This window comes from Thalassoglobus sp. (assembly GCF_048270125.1).
GTDB lineage: Bacteria > Planctomycetota > Planctomycetia > Planctomycetales > Planctomycetaceae > Thalassoglobus.
In genome coordinates this window covers 135,605-156,282 of sequence record NZ_JBLWTN010000010.1, presented here as the reverse complement: position 1 = coordinate 156,282, position 20,678 = coordinate 135,605, and the positions used below count along the sequence as shown (strand labels likewise).

General features: G+C 50.5%; 13 protein-coding genes. 6 read left to right on the top strand and 7 right to left on the bottom strand.

From position 1 onward, the window contains the following. Window positions 1–333 precede the first annotated feature (333 nt). Complete coding sequence (locus ACN0YR_RS13815; RefSeq protein WP_417849822.1) at window positions 334–1,731, bottom strand: hypothetical protein; 1,398 nt, start codon at window positions 1,729–1,731, stop codon at window positions 334–336. Window positions 1,732–2,088: 357 nt separating this feature from the next. Between ACN0YR_RS13815 and ACN0YR_RS13810 the strand changes: the two genes are divergently transcribed. The 5 genes from ACN0YR_RS13810 to ahcY all read left to right on the top strand — a co-directional run bounded on the left by ACN0YR_RS13810 (window position 2,089) and on the right by ahcY (window position 10,572). Continuing rightward, window positions 2,089–2,922, top strand: a complete 834-nt coding sequence (locus ACN0YR_RS13810; protein WP_417849821.1) for a sugar phosphate isomerase/epimerase family protein — start codon at window positions 2,089–2,091, stop codon at window positions 2,920–2,922. A 425-nt stretch (window positions 2,923–3,347) separates the two neighbouring features. Then, the gene (locus ACN0YR_RS13805) at window positions 3,348–3,917 is read left to right on the top strand and encodes an ECF-type sigma factor (protein WP_417849820.1); all 570 of its coding nucleotides are present in this window, start codon (window positions 3,348–3,350) and stop codon (window positions 3,915–3,917) included. A 124-nt stretch (window positions 3,918–4,041) separates the two neighbouring features. Beyond that, entirely contained in the window at window positions 4,042–7,050 is a 3,009-nt protein-coding gene (locus ACN0YR_RS13800; protein WP_417849819.1) for a DUF1553 domain-containing protein, read from the top strand. A gap of 74 nt (window positions 7,051–7,124) precedes the next feature. Then, a complete protein-coding gene (locus tag ACN0YR_RS13795) occupies window positions 7,125–8,606 on the top strand; it encodes a DUF1501 domain-containing protein (RefSeq protein ID WP_417849818.1) in 1,482 nt (493 codons plus the stop codon). A gap of 637 nt (window positions 8,607–9,243) precedes the next feature. Next, window positions 9,244–10,572, top strand: coding sequence for an adenosylhomocysteinase (gene ahcY, locus ACN0YR_RS13790; protein ID WP_417849817.1), 1,329 nt, complete (start codon window positions 9,244–9,246; stop codon window positions 10,570–10,572). 266 nt (window positions 10,573–10,838) lie between these two features. Here the strand turns inward: ahcY and ACN0YR_RS13785 are convergent, their stop codons facing one another. The 4 genes from ACN0YR_RS13785 to ACN0YR_RS13770 form a co-directional block, all read right to left on the bottom strand. Continuing rightward, window positions 10,839–11,639 carry an aldolase/citrate lyase family protein gene (locus tag ACN0YR_RS13785; RefSeq protein WP_417849816.1) on the bottom strand — a complete coding sequence of 267 codons (801 nt, stop codon included), beginning with the start codon at window positions 11,637–11,639 and terminating at the stop codon, window positions 10,839–10,841. Window positions 11,640–11,650: 11 nt separating this feature from the next. After that, complete coding sequence (locus ACN0YR_RS13780; protein ID WP_417849815.1) at window positions 11,651–13,552, bottom strand: sialate O-acetylesterase; 1,902 nt, start codon at window positions 13,550–13,552, stop codon at window positions 11,651–11,653. A 117-nt stretch (window positions 13,553–13,669) separates the two neighbouring features. Next, window positions 13,670–14,356, bottom strand: coding sequence for a site-2 protease family protein (locus tag ACN0YR_RS13775; RefSeq protein WP_417849814.1), 687 nt, complete (start codon window positions 14,354–14,356; stop codon window positions 13,670–13,672). 285 nt (window positions 14,357–14,641) lie between these two features. Next, the gene (locus ACN0YR_RS13770; RefSeq protein WP_417849813.1) at window positions 14,642–14,923 is read right to left on the bottom strand and encodes a hypothetical protein; all 282 of its coding nucleotides are present in this window, start codon (window positions 14,921–14,923) and stop codon (window positions 14,642–14,644) included. Between the two features lie 312 nt (window positions 14,924–15,235). Here ACN0YR_RS13770 and ACN0YR_RS13765 point away from each other — a divergent pair, with 312 nt between their 5' ends. Beyond that, complete coding sequence (locus ACN0YR_RS13765; RefSeq protein WP_417849812.1) at window positions 15,236–15,721, top strand: hypothetical protein; 486 nt, start codon at window positions 15,236–15,238, stop codon at window positions 15,719–15,721. A 45-nt stretch (window positions 15,722–15,766) separates the two neighbouring features. Here ACN0YR_RS13765 and ACN0YR_RS13760 read toward each other — a convergent pair whose 3' ends face one another. Continuing rightward, on the bottom strand, window positions 15,767–16,693 hold the full coding sequence (locus tag ACN0YR_RS13760) for a DNA integrity scanning protein DisA nucleotide-binding domain protein (RefSeq protein WP_417849811.1): 927 nt from the start codon (window positions 16,691–16,693) through the stop codon (window positions 15,767–15,769). A 227-nt stretch (window positions 16,694–16,920) separates the two neighbouring features. Continuing rightward, the gene (locus tag ACN0YR_RS13755; RefSeq protein ID WP_417849810.1) at window positions 16,921–20,451 is read right to left on the bottom strand and encodes an ABC transporter permease; all 3,531 of its coding nucleotides are present in this window, start codon (window positions 20,449–20,451) and stop codon (window positions 16,921–16,923) included. Between the last annotated feature and the right edge of the window lie 227 nt (window positions 20,452–20,678).

Below are 20,678 nucleotides of genomic sequence, written 5' to 3'. Positions count from 1 at the left end.
TTCTTCTCCGTGTCATCGTAGTTCGGGGGGCTGTTGTTTAGTGGATAGAGCAACTGTTTGTTTCAAGCAGGTGTTTGAATTTCAGCCTTGTGGCGAGCGCTGCCTACCAACGGTCCATGTCGTCGTGAAAGTGACCTTCACGGGTTCCAAAGGCGATGACGATGCCTCGGTGATGGAGTTTTCTGGAGAGCCAAAAAAAAGAGCGACCATCGTTTGTGATGGTCGCTCTTTGTCGACTTGTGATCCTGAGTGTTTCTTAGCTTCACATGGGGTCAGTTGTGAACTTCGCCCTCCTGTCACTCAGGATCGTTTTTTATGACTATTGGAATGTCATTACTGTGCTGTGTCGCATCCTACTGAAGGTGCTTCACATCCAGGAGCTGGAGCTGCACAGGCTGGTGCTGCGTCACAAGAGACAACCGGAGGATCACAAGGAACTTTGCGGAGGACAACTTTTGGGACACAACGAGTTTTCGTGACAGTCACCTGACGTGGAACACATTTCACGTTGGTCACATATCGGGTTTCGCAAACAGTTCGTGCGACACGGTATGGAACTTTTCGAGTGCGAGTTTCGCAAACGTAGCTGCAAGTTGTGTAGGGAACTTGCTTGGTGCGAGTTTCACAAACGTAGCTGCATGTTGTGTAAGGGATCTGCTTGGTGCGAGTTTCGCAAACGTAGGTGCAAGTTGTGTAAGGGACTTGCTTGGTGCGGCATTCGCGAACCATTGTGCATGTCGTGTAAGGAACCTGTCGAGTGCGGGTTTCGCAGACGTAGGTGCAAGTTGTATAAGGAACTTGCTTGGTGCGAGTCACAGGAATTCGTTCACAGACAGTGTAAGGAACTCTTGTTCGTTTGACTTCTGGAACCATGCGTGTGCAGGTGATTGTCTTGTTGACAATTTTTGGGCACCAGACTTTTTTGCAAACAGTTCGTGGCGGGCACTGAACCATTTCTTTGCGGACTTTTCCAGGCTTGTAAACGTGGCAGCAGGACTCTTCATCGAAACAGAATGAGCCTGGGTCTTGAACACATCGTTCAACACATGGTCCAGGAATCGTTTCGGTGACAGTTTTCCACTCACCACACTGTACTGGCACACACTTTGTGGTTGTGACAGGTCGCATGACGGTCTGGCACACTTCGCGGTAGCATGTTTTGTAGTTGGTTTGGTAAGTCGTGTAGCAGACGTTTCGGTAGTGTGTTTTGTAAACCGGCTTCCGGACGGTGTAGCACACATTGCGGTAGTTCGTCTGGTACACAGGTCGAGAGACCGAGTAGGTCACTGTTCGGTAGCAAGTTTTGTAAACTGGCTTCCGGACGGTGTAGCACACGTTTCGGTAGTGAGTTTTGTAAACTGGCTTGCGAACTGTGTAGCACACATTTCGGTAGTTCGTTTTGTAAACCGGCTTCCGAACGGTGTAGCACTCATCACGATAATGAGTATCGTAAACTGTGCGACTGCACGTGACAGGTGTTTTTTCAACACAACGGTCGTACACAGTGTGGCATTCGTTGTACTGCTCTGTGCACCAGATTGTCTCACGTACTGTTTTGTATGATGGTCCGCAGTTGACCCTTGCATTACAGTAATCCCCACACGGATTACACGACTTCACCGGGCAACAACGAAAGCGAGCGCTTCCGCAGAACAGCCCAGCTTCCGATTCCCCTGCACTCGCAAACGCCAAGAAGGCGGCGAGGACAGGAATCCACATCTTGTGTCTCATGACTAGAGTCCTCTTCAACTAACCCCGTAGATCGAATTGCCACAATGGCAATTGCTAATCTGGAGTTCGGCTGATATTGCTGGCACGCTTCATGTAACTTGTCCATCTTACCTGGACTGCCCGGTTTTCTTCACTCGGACCATCCCCAATTCAGGACGACTCCCCCAGTCGATTTGGATGCCACGTTAGGCATTTGTGGTAGGATGTGTCAGAATGGATCGACCGTTAGGACCATGCGCCTGCAATATGATCGTCACAGAGGGACCTCGGAAACGTGTTCAATGATCGTCATTCCCTAGTGTCGTCATAATCGGAAGAACTAGAACAGTATTACGAACGAAAAAGTGAGAAACGGATATGAAGTTTGCGATTTGCCAGGAGTTGTTTGAGGGTTGGGATTGGGAGAAGCAGTGTGAATACAGCGCAAGCATCGGTTATACCGGCCTGGAAGTGGCTCCGTTCGCGTTAGCAGAAACGTTGAGCGATATTTCTGCTGATCAACGGAAAGAACTGAAAGCGACTGCGGAAAAGCATGGTCTGGAAATTATTGGTTTGCACTGGTTGCTCGCAAAAACCGAAGGATTGCACCTCACCACCGCCGATGATGCTGTTCGTGCCGCGACAAGTGATTATCTCATTCAACTCGGCGATCTATGCGGTGATCTCGGTGGAACTGTGATGGTGTTCGGCTCTCCTTTTCAGCGAAATCTGGAAGAGGGAACCTCATATGAACAAGCTTTTGACCGTGCCGTCGATGTGTTCAAAAAGGCGATGCCCCGAATCGCAGATCGCGGTGTCAGCTTGTTGATGGAACCTCTTACCACTAAAGAAACAAACTTTGTTAATACGTGTGACCAGGCAGCGGAGATGATCGCTGCTGTTGATAACCCGTACTTTGCCTTGCATCAGGATGTGAAAGCGATGCTGGGAGAAGGGGCACCACTCCCAGGGATTATCGAAAAGCACAAGGACATCACCCGCCATTTTCACGTCAACGATACGAACCTGCTCGGCCCGGGAATGGGGGAGACTGACTATCACCCGATTTTCCAGGCTTTGCTCGATACTGGGTACGATGGTTGGGTTTCAGTCGAAGTTTTTGACTATTCCCCCGGTGCAGAGAAAATCTGTGAAGAGAGTATGGCCTACATGAAGCAGGTATTAGCCGACCTCGGAAAACCAAATTCCTGATTTTTTCGTGACTTTCCTCAAAGAGTTTGATCAGATGCGAACACCGTTTCGTTGAGTGCGGTGAATACGTCAGAAACGTGTTGTGGTTGAGCGGACTTTGTGCTGCCTACGGATCGGAGTCCCTTGATTTGTTGAGGCCTTCGAAGTCCCAGCGGCACAATTCCGCCTACCCACAAAATCCTCACCCCTTGATGCAGTCTCTCCAGTTTCACATTGGACTCAGTTTGACTGTAGCTGGTTTGTTCATGTGAAGTGTTATTCATCTTACAACCGAGTTGCTTATAGAGAGAGTAGCACGGAGTCCACAGCTAACAAAAACTCCTCAAAGCCTTTCAGGGCAATGGGCTTTGGTCCATAGTCGACACACCTCATCCACGAATTTCATAAACGTTCTTACTGATCTCACTGGTCGTACTGCCCACGATATGTCAGACGTTACTCAAATTCTTAATCGGATCGACGAAGGAGATCTCTCGGCTGCAGAGGATCTTCTCCCGCTGGTCTACAATGAATTGCGAAATCTAGCGAAGTGTCGCATGCAGCAGGAGCGTGGAGATCATACGCTTCAACCGACAGCTCTTGTCCACGAAGCCTACTTGCGATTGGTGAAAAATGGCGATTCAATCCGGTGGGATTCGCGTGGACATTTTTTTACAGCCGCTGCCAATGCGATGCGCCGTATTCTGGTTGAAGCAGCACGTGCAAAGGCCACTCAAAAACGTGGCGGAAACCATGTCAAAATCGAGCTGAGTGAGATCCCGACTCCCAAGACCGAACTGCTTCGTGACCAGTTGATTGAACTCGACGAAGCGTTGGCTGTGCTTGAAAACGAAGATTTCGACGCTGCTGAAATCGTCAAACTTCGTATTTACGGAGGTTTGTCTGTCGAAGATGCAGGGAAGGTTCTCGGGATGTCCCGTTCGACTGCATATGAAAACTGGAACTACGCCCGCTCCTGGTTCGCTGTCCAGATTCAAGGGACAAAAGAGCCTTAGCACGGTCTCTCATCGAGCCGATTTGGTATCGAGCATTGCTGATGATTGAACGAAGCTGGTATTGTGATTTACCAAACGCAGTTGCGTTTTGTGAGTCACAAGAAACTGCTGAGTGGTCGTGTTGATGTTTCGGAATATTGTTTGTTTCATTCTGGTCTGTAGTTCGCACTCGCGTCTCGCTGCCGATGTCCCGACTATTGAATCGAGCGGCGTTGCAGCGATTCTGTCTCGGCGATGTTTGAGTTGCCACAATGACAGTGAGCAAAAGGGCGACTTCTCACTTCAGTCAGCGAAATCTCTGGCCGATTCCGGGATGGTGATCAGTGGCGATCCAGAATCGAGCCACCTCTTGAGCGTGATTCAATCGGAAAATGGTCAGTCGCCTCAAATGCCGAAGGCAGCGGACCCTCTCACGGAAAATGAAATCCAAGCGATCAGACATTGGATTCAGCAGGGAGCACATTGGCCAGAAGAATATGAACTGAAAGCAGCGCAGGTTCACAGCTTTGACTGGTGGTCCTTTCAGCCTCTTGAGCGGCCAGAAATACCAGCGGTTGCCAAGTCAGCAGGTTCAGAAGAGTGGATGGTTCATCCGATTGATGCGTTCATTCTTCAGGCTCAGCAGGAAAATGGCCTGACACATTCAGAACGTGCAAGCAAGCGAACGCTGATCCGGCGGCTCACCTATGACCTCACAGGACTTCCTCCGACGCCCGAAGAGGTTCGAGCATTTTTGGCGGAGACTGACGATGATGCGTACATTAAACTCGTCGATCGACTCCTCGATTCGCCAGCGTATGGAGAGCACTGGGCGCGGCACTGGTTGGATGTCGTCAAGTACGCTGATACGTGCGGGTACGACAAGGACAAGCTGCGTGAAAATGCGTGGCCGTATCGAGATTACGTCATCCGTTCTTTCAATGAAGAGAAGCCGTATTCAAAGTTCGTTCAGGAACAGATTGCTGGCGATGTTCTGTTCCCCGGTGAATCTGATGGGATTCTGGGATTAGGATTCATCGCTGCCGGACCTTGGGATTTTATTGGCCACGTTGAAGTTCCTGAGGCCAAGCTGGATGGAAAGGTCGCACGGAATCTGGACCGCGATGACATGGTCAGCAACGTGTTGAATACATTTTGCAGTATCACAATACAATGTGCCCGATGCCACAACCATAAGTTTGATCCCTTCACTCAAGAGCATTACTACAGCTTGCAATCGATCTTCGCTGCTGTGGATCGAGCTGACCGCAGTTACGACACATCCCCGGAAATCGAACAGCAACGGCAAGAATTGAATGCACAGGTGCAAGTCAAACTGGAAGCACAAAAGCAACTCAAAGAGGAGATCGAAAAAGATGGTGGGCTCGAACTGAAGCAGCTCAACGAAGAGATCAAGTCTCTGGAACAACAAGCTTCACCGAAAGAAAAGCTGCCGCAGTTTGGATACCACAGCCAACTCCACCCGCGATCAATGGTTGAGGATCCCAAAGAGTCAAAGTGGGTTCAGATCGATCTCGGGCAACCGGTCGAAGTCAGCCAACTGGTTCTGCATGCTTGTCATGACGACTACGCCGGAATTGGCTCTGGGTTTGGTTTCCCTGTCCGCTACCGAATTGCAGGTGCTCTTCACGAACAGGATTTTGCGAACGATTCTGATTCGCTGCTCCTCGTTGACGAAACAGCAGAGGATGTCACCAATCCAGGGTTACAACCGGTGGTTTATCCAGTTGCCAAGAAAACTGTCCGCTTCATCCGCATCACAGCAACAAAGCTCAGCGAACGGAAGAACGACTACATGTTTGCGCTCGCTGAGTTAGAGGCCTACGACGCATCAAACAGGAATGTCGCATTGAAGGCGAGTGTCACTGCGCTGGATACGATTGAAGCACCAGTTCGCTGGGCGAAAAGTAATTTGACCGATGGGATCTGGGCGAAGGCTTCCAACCCAGAGGCTGAAACAAAACTGGCCGCTGCGATCAGGCAACGCAGTGCGATTCTGGCGAGGATCAATACATCCGAACGACAAGCCAGAAAGAAGTTGCTCGAGACAGAATTAAAGGATTTCAGAAATCAACTTAATGCGTTGCCAACTGGGAAGATGGTCTATGCAGCGACGACGAACTTTAAACCTCAAGGAAATTTCAAGCCGACCGCAGGAATTCCACGGCCGGTTCATCTGCTCCATCGAGGAGACATCGACCAACCACGAGAAGTCGTCTCTCCGGGGGTGGTCCCTCTAAAGTTTGAAGAGCCTTGGGAATTGCCGCTCTCTCCGAATCATACCGAAGGTGAGGCCCGAGCTGAGTTTGCGAAATGGGTGACTCGTCGCGACCATCCACTCACGTGGCGTTCAATTGTGAATCGGGTTTGGCACTACCATTTTGGAGAAGGTCTTGTTGCTTCACCGAATGATTTTGGACGAATGGGGCAACTCCCTTCGCATCCCGAGTTGCTCGACTGGCTTGCCGTCGAGTTTCGAGATGGCGGGCAGTCTTTCAAAGAACTCCATCGGTTGATCGTCACGAGTGCGACGTACCAGCAGGCCTCGGCGCATGATCTTCAGAATTCCAAAATTGATGGCAGCAACCGCTACCTTTGGAGAATGAATCGCCGGCGACTCACAGCTGAGGAAATCCGTGATTCGATTCTCTCGGTCAGCGGACAGCTTGATAGAACGCCCGGTGGTCCGGGTGATCGGCTCTTCGTTCTTCAGCGACCAGAACACTCACCGCACTACGAGTACCACTTGTTTGATCCTGCAAAAGCGAAGCGGCACCGTCGCAGCATTTATCGTTTTGTTGTTCGTTCGCAGCCCGATCCCTGGATGACCGTTTTCGACTGTGCGGACTCCTCGCAAAGCACCCCTAAAAGGTCTGAAACTCTCACTGCCTTGCAAGTGCTCTCTCTGATGAATAACGACTTTAATCTCGTGATGGCGGAGAGATTCGCTGAAAGGTTGGAAGCGGAGAAAGAGTCGACTGCAGACCAAATCGAACTTGGGATGTTCTTGACGACAGGACGCGAGGCAACTGAGCAGGAAGTGCAGCTTTTGGTTGAGCATACCAGGAAGCATGGTCTCACAAATAGTTGTCGTCTACTGCTGAATTTAAGTGAATTGATGTTCGTCGATTAACGTCATCGAGATGGCGAATTGCAATCTTTGTCATGCCACACACATTTCAACTTTCAACGCGAAATGCCTTAGAAATGTTCTCACACCCTCTGCTTGATCGACGAAATTTCCTGCAAAAGGGAGCCACTGGATTTGCCTCTTTGGCGCTGACCAGTCTGCTGCACGATGAAGGAGTTCTGGCTAGCCAAACAACTAACCTTGAGACAGGAGGTGCAGTTCAAGTCTTGCATAATCCTCCCAGGGCAAAGCAGGTGATACAACTTTTCATGGGCGGAGCGGCCAGCCATATTGATTTGTTTGATTACAAGCCGCAGCTTGAAAAACATCATGGTGAACCCTCTGATTTTGGGGAGCGTGTCGAACTGTTTCAAAATGGAAACGGACCATGGATGAAGTCCCCTTTCAAGTTTCGGCCCTATGGCGCGACCGGAAAAATGATCAGCGACGTCGTCGCTCCTCTAGGGGCGTGTGTCGATGAGATGGCCTTTATTCACAACATGGTCGGGAAAACCGGAGTGCATAGTCAGGCGACTTATTTACAGGCGACTGGATTCGATCGTCCAGGATTTCCGGGCATGGGATCATGGGTCTCGTATGGCTTGGGAAGTCTCAATAATAATCTGCCAACATTTGTTGTCCTGCCCGATCACCGCGGATTCGCGAGCAACGGGCCGAAGAATTGGGGAGCGGCCTTTTTACCTGCAAACACACAAGGAACAGCGATTTTTCCCCAGAGAAAAAATCCGATTGATGATCTCACGCCGAGTGCTGACTTCATCACGGCAAAGAGCGAAAAGGATGGTCTGGAACTCTTGAATCGTTTGAATCGCAACTTCGAACAACAACGTCCTGGTGACTCTCGGTTGGAAGCGAGAATACGTTCGTATGAACTGGCTGCCAAAATGCAGTTGAGCGCACCCGAAGCGATGGATCTCTCCCAGGAGCCGAAGCACATCCTTGAGATGTATGGGCTCGACAAGCCTGGCTCGACCTATCCGGATGAAATTAATCCGCCGGAAGAGATCGAATACTTCGGTCGCAAATGTCTGATTGCCCGAAGATTGATTGAGCGGGGTGTGCGATTTGTGCAAATCTGGTCAGGGAACGATAACAGCTTTCCGCGTCGAAACTGGGACAGCCACGAAAACATCGAGCGAGATCACAAACCGCTTGCCCTCGGTATGGCGACTGGAGCAGCGGCGCTCATTAAAGATCTCAATCAGCGTGGGCTACTGAACGAAACACTTGTCCTTTGGACAACGGAATTCGGGAGAATGCCATCCACACAAGGAAGCCAAGGCCGCGATCACAATCCATTCGTCTTCACAAACTGGCTCTGTGGAGGGGGCATTAAACCAGGTGTCTCGTACGGACCTTCAGATAAGTGGGGATACAAACCGCTCGACCGAGAGAATCCAACTCTGGTCCACGATGTCCATGCGACCATCCTTCATCAACTCGGCATCGATCACCGAAAATTGACCGTCCGTAACGATGGCATTGATCGCCGTTTGACGGATGTCCACGGGCACGTCATTCAGGATCTACTCTCGTGAGAAATCATCACTGTTTTGTTTAGAGCAGTTTGCCACGAGATATTCGAGATGAAAGCCAAGATTCAATAGTCTTTGATGCGTCGGCCAATAGATGTAAGCGATCAAATCTCAGCGATCAGGTTTCGCCAAGCGGGGCTCGACAAGCAGGTTTCGGTGGGAAGCTTCGGTAAATGCGTTCAGTGATTTCCCTGCTGGCTGGCTCAAAACACATCGGAAGATGCTCATTTTTTCTTCGTTTTCTGTCCCAAGGCGCGCAGCCTTCGCAGTTGTGGAATGTGATTTTCACTGGCACTCCAAGCACTGAAATCGCCTCAGAATGGTTCATAATTGCGCTGGGTGATCCTTTGTTTCAGTGGCGATTTTCTCTTCAAACCGAGAATTCAGACATTCCTGTGTGATATCCGACGGTCAGATTGCGGATTTGTCTATACTCTTGGAAATTCTGGGGCAACTTTCCTGAAAATCGGTTGCGAAATCAATAAGATTTCGCAACATGATGCCCGGGGAAGAGCGCTGACGGGCAAGGCAACACAACTCTGTCCCCGGCTATTGATGTTGCAGGATATTGCAGAGGGAAACGTTTTTCACCGCAACCAGAATACACTCAGACAGTAGAAACACTCAGGAGACAGTAAGAATGTCGACAACGGAAGCACTCCCTTACAAAGTTAAGAATTTGGATCTGGCCGAACTCGGTCGGAAAGAAATCGAAATCGCCGAAGTCGAAATGCCCGGCCTTATGGCTTTGCGCAAAAAATACGGTGAAAGCAAACCTCTCAAAGGGGCACGCATCGCTGGTTGCTTGCACATGACCATTCAGACCGCCGTTCTGATGGAAACACTCATCGAACTTGGAGCAGAAGTTCGCTGGTCAAGCTGTAACATCTTCTCGACTCAGGATCACGCCGCCGCCGCTATGGCTGTCGCTGGCATCCCTACCTTCGCCTGGAAAGGGGAAACCGACGAGGAGTTCTGGTGGTGCATCGAGCAAACACTCTTCTGGCCGGATGGACAGCCTCTCAACATGATCCTGGACGACGGAGGAGATCTCACCTCTTTGGTTCACGATAAATATCCTGAACTTCTCCCCGGGATCAACGGACTCACAGAAGAGACCACGACTGGAATCAAAGTCTTGCGTAAGCTTGTCAAAGAAGGCAAGTTGGGCGTCCCTGCGATCAACGTCAACGATTCCGTCACCAAGAGCAAATTCGACAACCTCTACGGTTGCCGAGAGTCACTCGCTGATGGAATTAAACGTGCGACCGACGTAATGATCGCTGGTAAAACGGTTGTCGTTTGCGGCTATGGCGATGTTGGAAAAGGTTGCGCGGATGCAATGAAGGGGCTCGGAGCACGTGTGATCGTGACCGAGATCGACCCGATCTGTGCCCTGCAGGCAGCGATGGAAGGTTTTCAGGTCAGCACGATGGAAGACGTTGCCAAAGATGGCGACATCTTCGTAACCACCACCGGTTGCCTCGACATCATTTGTGCAGAACATCTCGATCAGATGAAGCACAACGCCATCGTTTGCAACATCGGTCACTTCGACTCAGAAATTCAGATCGCCTATCTGAACGGACGAGCTGACATTGAGAAAATTGTCATCAAGAAAGACTCCGATGTTGGTGGTCCGGTTCACAAATATGTGTACCCAGATGGCAAAGCGATTCTGATCCTCGCAGAAGGTCGACTCGTGAACCTTGGCTGTGCGACCGGGCATCCATCTTTTGTGATGTCAAACAGTTTTACAAATCAGGTCCTGGGCCAAATCGAACTTTGGACCAACGTCGAGAATTACGAGAAGAAGCTCTATGTTCTTCCAAAACAACTCGACGAAGAAGTCGCCCGCTTACACCTCGATCAACTCGGTGTGAAGTTGACCAAGCTGAGCCAGAAGCAGGCCGACTACCTCGACGTCCCTGTTGAAGGTCCATACAAGGAAGACTACTACCGCTACTAAGAACAGCGAGCAAAACCTCCCGGATCGACTCAGTCGCTGAGCTATCGGGATTTGGGACAGGTTTTGTTAAAACGGAAAAGCGGCGGGAGCAGATCCTCCCGACAATCTTTACAACTCTGATTCCACAGCGGGTAACCGTTTGGGGAATCAGAGTTTTTTTGTGCCCAGAGAATCTTTCGAATTGGTTTGCAGGAACTGCTTCGTGGCGAGCAGCATTTTAACTAGAGCGATGCGTTCTTCACGGGTATACGGTAGAGCAAGCTGCTCTAAGCTGGTGGTGGAGGTTGAGTTGATGTTGTCTGAGTGTCTGGGTGGCGAATGTTATCAACAGCCAGAGTCAGGGCACCGGTCAGCACGGATGTTGCAGTTCCGATCCAGAGGAATGTGTACCCTTGCTTTCGAAGTGCCGGGCCATCGCAGCCGGCCCAGACTTTTTTGTTGACCGCATCGGCGGCCGACTTGACTGTTGCAAGTGCATTGGTGAAGTCTTCGTGTTCGGGGTTCCAGCAACACCCCAGATCCGCGGACAAATCGTACGGTCCGAGGCCGAGCGCGGTCACAATTGGATGAGCTGCAATGGCATCGACATTCTCGACGCCGGTTTGCGATTCGATTTGTGGGATCACAATAAAGTGATCCTCGAACTCGGATTTCCAGGTTTCATAATGGAAATTGGGCAGCCAATAATTTCCCATTCCTCCCGGTCGGCGTCGACCTCGAGGCGGCATGCGGATCGCCTGCTCTACTTCATCAAGTTGAGTCGTTGATTCAACTGAAGGGATCAGTATTCCACATGGTCCCAAGTCGATGACACGGCGTACGATAGACATCTCGCACGAAATGGTGCGGACAAGAACCGGAAAGTTTGCGAGTCGGCCAATCTGGCAAATGTGGGAGACTAATTCATCTGAAAAGTCACCATGTTCTGAATCGATGACCAGATAATCGAGTCCACCCTTCTGGCAAATCTCCACTAAAAATGGCCACGCATGGTCCGTTGCCATCAATCCGATGACCGGTTCATCTGTAGCCAGTTTCTGTTTCAGTTCTCTTCCCGTGGTCAGCATTGAAGACTTCTTTACTTCTTAAGATGTTGGTCGAAAAAACGGATCACAGTTTCGCGAAGATCTTTCTGCTTTGGCTGAAGGTGAAAACTGTGCGGGGCTCCCTCGATGATGATCAGTTCACTGGGAGCATGAGAAGCTTGGAGCTTCTCATGCAGGATCTCTGACTGCTTCACCGGAACCGTTGTGTCTTTCGTTCCGTGCAAAATCAGAGACGGGGGATCATTCGCGTCAATCCAGGTGACAGGAGAAGCCTGTTTGCAGATTTCTTCGTCTGCGTCGGACAGTGCATTCGTTCTCTGTTTCGCCTGAACGACCAGATCGTGAACACCGTACATCGGAACGACTGCTTGCACTCGGCAGGAGAATTCTCCGTACGGTCCAGTGGCGTCGAGTCCATCCGTTTCGTCAACATAGGCCAGCACCGCTACCAGATGTCCACCCGCGGAACCACCTATCGCTCCGATGTTCTCCGGATCAATGTTGTACTTATCAGCATGTTTACGCAAAAAACGAACTGCGGTTTGGCAGTCATGTAAATTTCCCGGCCAAACTTCATGCAGCCGAGTTGCCAAGTCATCCTTCTTTTTCGCCAGGCGATAGTTGACGCTCGCACAGACATAACCAGCAGCTGCTAAGGTTTTGCCGATATTCTGCTCGCGTTTGGCTCCCTTGTCGCCTCCAAACCAGCCACCACCATGAACGATCACAATCGCAGGGGTTCGTGTTTTTGATCTGGTAGCAGGAAGATACAAGTCCAGCTTTTCAGAGCGATTTTCGCCGAGATAAGGAACATCTTTGATCACTCGAACAGCTGACTGTTCGGAGGATTTTTTTTGCGCTTTCAGAATCGCATCCCCGAAGGCAACGCCCTTCAGGTAATACGTTTTTCCCGAGCCGAGGTAATGATAAGGTCGGTCATTGCCAACTTTCATCCACTTCGCTTTTTGCTCGTCGGTCCCTTTCCAGTATTCTTTCAAATACAATTCATGGGCTGCGGTGTCGTAATATTCTGCAGTCGGAACGAAAATGACGTTGCCTTTAAGGTCGTCAAGTTTAGCAGCGTTTGCCTGTGCGATTTGGAAGTCTCCACGATTGGGAATTCCGCCAGTGCTGAGTTCGCCAATCACAAATGGCATCTGGGGCGAATTCAAATCTTTGCGGACATCGCGAATAAATTTACCGAGCCACTCCGTGTAATCTTCGTATTTGTTCTCACGTAGATCACGATTGATAATGTCGTTGAATCCTTGATGCCAGACGAAGCCTGCAATCTCGACCTCGGCATCTTTGAGTTCCGGGAACCGGGTGGGGATCGCTGCAAGTTCTTCCTTCGCATGGCGAATCATCTCGCGATAGTAGTGTCCGTATTGTTCCTTGACGTCATCGAGAGTTGTCTCCGGGTTGCGTTTTTGCAAACGGTTTAACGTTGCTTTGAGTTCAGCTTCCGATGGCGGAGCACTGGGAGGGCGGAAATCGATCGCGAGAGATTTCCCACCCCAGGCGATTTTAATAATCAACACCGGTGATTTGATCGCATTGCCGACGGTATGACCAAACCCAAATTCGGGGCCAATGGAATTCTCCTCTTTGGTTCCATATCCAACGGTCAACGGTCCATGCTTGGCTCCACGCGCCTTCGATGGATAGGTGATCCAGACATCGTCCCGAACCCGCCAGTTCTCACCGTTTTTTAAGCTCGCGTAAGTTGGTTTGATCAGCGGGTCATCGCGATATGTGTCGAGATGGAGCGGGTTCCCCTTCCCTTCCATGTTCGATTGGCCGACAAGAAAGAAGACCTTGACCGTTTCCGCATGTGCCAGAGTTGCAGAGGAAAAGAAAGCGAGAGAGAGAAGGAGCAGGACGCAGTGATTTTTCCACGAACAGGAGAGAGGGAAAAGCTGTGAAATGGGCATAGAGTTGTGGTCCCGTTTCAGGAGATAAATTCAATGAAGCATCGTTGACGAATTGATGTCACTGATTCTACACCGGGAACCGAGGAAAACAGAGCGTGCGAAGAAATTCGCAGCCGGTTACCAGTTTCGTTGCTGAGCGATCGAGATGTTCTGAGCACATAACGAACCAATGAGCATTGCGTTGAAGAACATCTGCTGCGTTAAGCACCAGGCACAAATGACCCCTGCGAGAATGGCCCCGATCTGGGCAGCGAGGCGTACACCATTACGCGGGCTGAAGTACGTACAAATTTCCCGGCAAACATTTCCGCCATCCAGTGGAAGAATTGGGAGCAGATTGAAAACGCTCCAGACGAAGTTCACGATAATCAAATACCCCAAGGCCTGATCGAGGACGTGAAATGCTTTCGGAGACATCGACCCCTCAATGAAAGACATCCCAAAGCTGCACGCCAGCGCGACAGCGAACAAAGTGAACCCCGCGCCCGGTCCGGCCAGAGTCACCGCGATGGACTTTGTGCGGGTGTATCGCGAGTCTGGTTCGTACATCGCCAAACCGCCAAAATGATAAAGCAGGATTCGCGGAGTATATCCGAACGCCTTAGCAACCAGAGCATGGCCGAACTCGTGCACCAGCACTGAAACAAAGACAACCACCAACCAGGCAATAAAATACTCCACGCCCGATTTGACTAAGTCAAACCCGAGTAACGATCCCAGCAACCAGAACCACGCCGAGACTCGCACTGGAATGCCGAAGAGAGTGAATCGAAAATCGTAAGGTGTTGGAGCAGTTGAAAGCATTTTGAGAGAGATCGACTTTGAGTGGGACTTCAGATATTTTCGTAGCTGAAAATGGAGGGAAGTTTTTATCAGGGAGGCTCAGAGGTACGCAGGTTCAATTTGAAATATTTATGTCGAAACGAATGAGATCGGTCAATTTTCTACCAATGATTTTGAATGGAGCGGCAAGTTTGAGCTCAATTTTTTCATCAGTTCTGGCGAATTCTCAGCCTGTTTTTTTGAGTCTCATTCGTTTCAGTAGTTCGTCTCGGTCAAGGTTTCGTTAGGGGAACTGAGGCGACGGGTTTACAGATGGACGGGAATCCAGCGTTGTTGTTGACCCGGTCCTGGCTTCTGTTTTTCCTGCCAGGGAATTTCTTCATTCGCTTCGGCGTACTTCACGATTCGGGTTTTGAAATCGGTCGAAATTTTCCTCAGCAAATCGCGTTCATTCGATGCGGTGGCGGTGATTTCTGGTAAATTAGAGACGATTCCAGTCAATGTTCCATCATCCAATTTGCCGATTAAAACATGGCAATCGTACACTGGGACAGATTGATCGTCTGAATGAATCGGTAAATCCTGCATCAGGAGACCTTTCTGCAATCACAATTGAACAACACACAACTCCATTTTCTCCACAAGCTACATGTTGAAAGAGATGGCGAGAAGTGACTCCTTTGAAATCTTTTCAGAATCTCATCTCGATTTGAATACCAGAGAAGAAAGATCGCTTCTTTCCCTATCAGGCATTCTTTCCTAGAATTTACGCGGAAGCCAAGACTCACGACTTTTCCTGATATCAAATTCACTGTTTATCACTTGCTTCTCAACTCAATAATTCCAACGATTCAAAACATTTCTCGGCCCATGTTGGCCGCTTTAGATCGGGAGATATCGATGAACTTTGATGATCGACTCAAACGCGCCATTCAACGTGGCGTCAAAGATAAAGATGAACGGACTCGTGCTGAGGTTGAGGAGAAGCTTTCGCTCGATCAACTGAGGACGATGCACTCTGGCTTTCGCCTGGAGCTGTCAGAGCACGTCGAGGAGTGCATGAAAAGACTGGTCGATCATTTGCCCGGATTTGAATACCAAACGGTCCTTGGCGAAGATGGCTGGGGTGGTCGACTGACGCGGGATGATATCCACCTCGTTCCCGGGAAGTCCCCGGAGTCGAAATATAGCCGATTCGAGATGACAGTCTCTCCGTTCACCCCGACAGCGATCGTCGAATTAGTCACCAAGGGGACGGTTCGTAATCGAGAAATTCTGAACCGGAAAAACTATCAGAAGGTCGATGATTTCGACGTCGAATCATTTCGTGAAATGATCGATCTGCGCGTCTTGGAATTTGCAGAACAATATTCGAAGACTGAGTGATTCACTCGTAAATGGGATTACTTTTACCCAATCGTAAGAAAACCCTTACTCACCCGGTGGCTCGATTTCAACATCTTGCCACTTCATTGCCTGGTGCATAGGTTCGATTCGCAGGACAACGATTCCGTCCTGAAAGAGCCGTACTGTTCCTGTTGATTCGGAGATCGCAATCGCAATTGAGTTTGTCGCTTTCGAAATGGCAGCTGCCGCCCAGTGTCGAGACCCAAGACCTTTCGAAAGTGTCAACTCTTCTGCGGGAGCATCGAGGATTCGCCCGGAACCCATCACACAGCCATCTGAAGAGATCACAAAAGCCCCGTCGATTTGAGCAATCTCCTTGATGCTCTCTCGCACTCGTGGGCTGGTGATCATTTTCTCTTTCTTCGCATACCCACGAAATGGATCGTGAATCCCTTCGTGAGACATCTCCATTACCTTGCGATGGTTTCCAACGACGAAAATCGTGCCCACTTTTTTCGCCTCTCGACCTTCTCGGCCGATTTCGACTGCCAGGTCAACGACCTTCCGCAATGTTTGCAGTGGAACCTGTGTTTCCAGTCGCTGCAAATCCCGAGTGGTCAGTCGTGCTAAATGTTCGCTGAGATTGATCACGCTGAGGGTGTCGAGATTTTCTCTTTCAAATCCGGAATAGATTGCGACGACGCGGTCACCGGTTTGGACTAGATCATCAGCGATCGCTTCCAGCAGAGACTGACTCAGTTGGACCTGTCGAGTTTGCGGCTCGTGGTTGAGCGGGACGAGCGTGATCTCGTCGACTTTCACTGCCTCTTGCACTTCCGGCAAGTGTGAGGCAACGATGAGGGGGATTCCCCGCAAGAGCTTTTTGACTTCACTGAAGTCGTATTCCGCCTCAGCCAGCAGAATCGCTGCCTTGCATTCTGTGTCGGTGGCTACCTTCCGCGCAGCTTTGAACAAGCTGATCAATGAGGCGGGAAGATCGACACGTGGCATAATCCTTGACCTTGGATAAATTTCCAATATCCCAATCAACCATCGCGATGAGCTCTTCGACAGCCGTGGCACACTTTCTGCTAGACTTGTGAAGTGTAGGGAAATTCTGCCAACCGTCAAACGTCCAAATTTCGTTATCTGATCGTTGTGAGGTAGCTCACAAACCGAGCTTCAACCCGCTGCCAGACCCTCGTCGCTCACTGCGCAAATCTCCAGCCTGCTGGGAATCACTCACCACGAAGCGTTGACAAAATCGGCGTTTTTACAGCGGCCCGCACAGCAATCACCACAGAAACCATCCCCACGAGAAAAACGGTGACTAACAGGAGAAGTAAGCTTTTCCACGGCACGTCAGCAACTGAACCGATGAGGTGGGGAGCCATCGCCAGCAACGCGGAGACCGATCCAAGGATCAGTCCACACAGCAGGAGGAATGCGTTCTCGTAGACAACCAGTTGTCCGACCTGCAGTTGACGGAACCCTATCGCACGCATCAGTGCCAACTCTCCGTGACGCTCCAGGACATTTCGCAGCATCACAGTCGCCAGCCCGATGGTTCCGAGGAGTAATCCTAATCCGCCCAGTGTCTGGAATGTTGAAAGATAAGTATTCTGGACCGCCAGGAAATTCGACAAGCGGTCCGAGACCAGTTCTGCATCGAAGCCGTAGTCTCCCAAGTTCGATTCCAAAGTCGCTGAAACCTCATCAGCTGCCGCAACTGGTGTTTCGATTAGAAAATATTGAAACCCGGTTTGCTGTGGAAAGACTTTCTTGAAGTTCGATTCGGACATCACCAATACACCCTGGAAAACACTGTTCGCGAACATGCCGACCACTTCGAGAGTCTCCTCCGCTGTCTCTTCGTCCGGGACGCTGATCGTCTCACCGATCGCTTTGTGAAGGCTGTACATCAGAGTGTTCATGTCACCGAGCACAGGGATGTTTCCGGATTCGAGCGGTTCGTTCAATAGCGACCACGGATGTTCACCCGGTGTGTCAGCAAAGCGGAAACGATTTTTCTCGATAAATTCCTGTAAAACATCGTCCGGAATTCCGAGAACAGTCGGGAGTTGTGTTTGATACAGATTTAAGCAGCTTGCATTCTCGCCCGGCTTCACGCGAAACGGCATGACCGTCGCCTGATCTAGAATCGCATTCTGCTTTTCATTCAGAACATCAAAGCCCAGTTTTGAACGACCTTCTTCAGTGTTCAGATCATTCAGCACGGGAATGTTCGTTTCTGCGACGAGGGTGAATCCCCCATTTCCCGATAGTGCGACCGGTTCCAGACCCGCAGGGTTTTGCTGCCCTGCCCCGACGGCAACGATGATAAAGGTTGCCGAGGCAATCAGACTGGCAGTCATGACGCTTCGCTGCCGATTGCGAGCCGCATTGCGAAGTCCTAGTTTTGCTCGAGCGACTGAGACTGCTCCTTGAATTTTCACGGCATCGTTTGAGCCGAGAACTGCTGAGATAGCGGCGAGTCCACTCACCAGCATGCCGATACCAACGAGAAAGAACAGAACAATTTTCCATGAGAATCCGCCGAAAGCTTCAACATCTGGAATGAGGCCAGTCAGCATCGAAACCAGCAGCAACATTGAAATTGCAAACGTACTGATCGCGACCCATTTCGAAATCCGATTCTGTGCTGCGCTCGCCAGTGCTGTCCCGGCGGACTCTCCGTTGAGCAGGCTACGCGTCGATTGCTTTCGGGTTTGCCACAAGACCCGAAACACGACTCCAATCGCCACGACAACGGTGATCAACAGTCCAATGATCAGGCTTCCGGGCTGAATAGACAGGAACAAGAATTGTGTTCCAATGGCTCCGTACCACCAGGTTTTTAAGCCATATACCATCACCCCCGCATAACAGACGGCAGCGACCGAGCCCAGCACGCCACCGATCAGAACCAGGATGGTTCCCTCTGAGAGAAACAAGCGACGGACTTGTTTAGGTGTCAAGCCGAGGGCGAGCAGCAGGCCAAACTCACTGAGCCGGGTTTCGATACCGAGTCGGAACAGCAACCCGACAAGAATGATCGCAGCGAGGATCAGAAAAAAGCTGAATCCAAGAAACAACCCGGTAAAGTCAGTGGTTCCTGCGGCAGCTTGGAGGCCGACAGCTTTGATCGGTTGAACAATCAACCCAGTGCTCGTCGGCTTCAGGCCGCTGAGAAATTTCGCTTCGAACTCCTCTTGAATTTCCGCCAGTGGTTGCCCATTTTTCGGAGCGAATCGAACGGAAGTTAAGTTTCCGTACCGACTGTTCCAGATACTTTGAGCGGTTTCCAGCGAAGTGAAAATCTTCGGAGTGGTTCGGTAATCGTCCTCTCGATCTGTTTCAGTATTATCCCAGTACAAATCGTCACGGTCGGTGATCAAATCCTCTTTGAGCGGGAACGGTTGTCGCCATTCGCCATACGTTTTTGCATCGGTCACTCCCGGAACATTAGGTGTGAAACCGGTATCGTCGGCCACACCTTGCAGCTTCACGATTCCAGCAACCTTGAACGAAGCCTCGTCTTCAGGGAGTTCCCCACGGTCCCCAACGACATGGTATTTCACCTGAATCGAGTCCCCGAGACCAACCCCAAGATCCTTCGCAATCCAGTCATTTAAATAGACCTCTCCCGGCTTCAGGGGAGTTGATTCACCCTGAAATTCAAACGGACCAAATGGCTTTGGCAAGATCGGATCAATCCCTGCAATGATGGAATACATTGAGTATTGATCAGGGTTTTCAGGGTTCCAGATTTCGTTCAACAGATAGACCAGCACCGGAGAGACGGCTGCGTCAATCTGATTCGCAGTTTCAATCGCTTGCTCGGACAGCGAGTTCTCCAGAATCATCTGCTCACTTTCGAGCGACAGGTAACCGTGCTCTCGGTTTTCGACAAGACGTAAAGCTAAGTCACTCAGCGAGACATGCTTGGCGATCTCGCTGGTGAGTTGTTCAGCCACGCCGGGTAGAATGCTCTCGCTCGAATTCTCTTTCATCGAGAAGAACATTGCATTGATGCGAGCCGGTTTAGCGATCGGATTTCGTCGCGAGCGCCGGACTTCAGCGAGTCCGGTTTGTGACTGAAGATCCTGTAAGCTCACAAAGAGATTGAGAGGGATTTGTTGCGATGGATTCAAACCGAATCTGCCTAATCCCGATTCTTCGGGAGCAATCGCAGAGACCGTCAGCACCAATTCGGTGACCGTCTCTTCGCGATCGCCTAACAGGGAATCACGCGGAATCGATGCTGGAATCTCGACGATGACTGAAAGTTGATCTCCCAGTGAAGCTGAGATTTGCTTGGCGACTCGTTCATTCAGAACGACTTCTCCCACTTCTGGAGCAGCGATGCCATTCGTTTCGAGCATCTCCCACAATCGTTGATCTGTTCCGACAACTTGTACCTGTCCGGCTCGTAACGTCTTCGCTTCCGCCTCCGGAGTGTCGTTCGATGCATCTGCCGGAAGTTCGTGAACGACCGAGCCTTGCATAATGATTGCGGGAGCAACGCGAACATCGTCGGACTCCACATCGTCGGCAAGATGTTCACGAAAGAATCGCACCCCGGTGATGGCATGGTCGATCTCTCCTAATCGATCCAGAGACATCTGTCGCAAGCTCTCCCGCACGGAGTCTCCCACAACCAGAGCTCCCCCGATCACAGCCGTCGCGGCAATGACTCCCAGAACGACGGCCAAGTTTGTCCGCCAGTAATAGCGGAGGCTCTTCAATAGCAGACTGCGGACCTGCATCAATCGACGCTTTCTTCACAAGTGCAACGGAAATAATGAATTGATATTAGAGCAGTTTGCTCTGCTGTCTGCCCGTGTAGCTCGCGTTTCGCTAGTGGAATTGCTGTGCTCCATGAGGCAGAACTCGAACATCAATTCGAAAAAATCTATAGAAAGAGTACGCTGCCACAGGGAACTTTTCGAGGGGACAGTTTGAGTCACTCGCTGCTCGGGAGAGAGTGAACCCT

Bases quoted from the DNA above. Each gene is read 5' to 3' on its own strand.
- ACN0YR_RS13815 (WP_417849822.1), bottom strand. From the start codon at position 1,731: ATGAGACACAAGATGTGGATTCCTGTCCTCGCCGCCTTCTTGGCGTTT.
- ACN0YR_RS13810 (WP_417849821.1), top strand. From the start codon at position 2,089: ATGAAGTTTGCGATTTGCCAGGAGTTGTTTGAGGGTTGGGATTGGGAG.
- ACN0YR_RS13805 (WP_417849820.1), top strand. From the start codon at position 3,348: ATGTCAGACGTTACTCAAATTCTTAATCGGATCGACGAAGGAGATCTC.
- ACN0YR_RS13800 (WP_417849819.1), top strand. From the start codon at position 4,042: ATGTTTCGGAATATTGTTTGTTTCATTCTGGTCTGTAGTTCGCACTCG.
- ACN0YR_RS13795 (WP_417849818.1), top strand. From the start codon at position 7,125: ATGTTCTCACACCCTCTGCTTGATCGACGAAATTTCCTGCAAAAGGGA.
- ahcY (WP_417849817.1), top strand. From the start codon at position 9,244: ATGTCGACAACGGAAGCACTCCCTTACAAAGTTAAGAATTTGGATCTG.
- ACN0YR_RS13785 (WP_417849816.1), bottom strand. From the start codon at position 11,639: ATGCTGACCACGGGAAGAGAACTGAAACAGAAACTGGCTACAGATGAA.
- ACN0YR_RS13780 (WP_417849815.1), bottom strand. From the start codon at position 13,552: ATGCCCATTTCACAGCTTTTCCCTCTCTCCTGTTCGTGGAAAAATCAC.
- ACN0YR_RS13775 (WP_417849814.1), bottom strand. From the start codon at position 14,356: ATGCTTTCAACTGCTCCAACACCTTACGATTTTCGATTCACTCTCTTC.
- ACN0YR_RS13770 (WP_417849813.1), bottom strand. From the start codon at position 14,923: ATGCAGGATTTACCGATTCATTCAGACGATCAATCTGTCCCAGTGTAC.
- ACN0YR_RS13765 (WP_417849812.1), top strand. From the start codon at position 15,236: ATGAACTTTGATGATCGACTCAAACGCGCCATTCAACGTGGCGTCAAA.
- ACN0YR_RS13760 (WP_417849811.1), bottom strand. From the start codon at position 16,693: ATGCCACGTGTCGATCTTCCCGCCTCATTGATCAGCTTGTTCAAAGCT.
- ACN0YR_RS13755 (WP_417849810.1), bottom strand. From the start codon at position 20,451: ATGCAGGTCCGCAGTCTGCTATTGAAGAGCCTCCGCTATTACTGGCGG.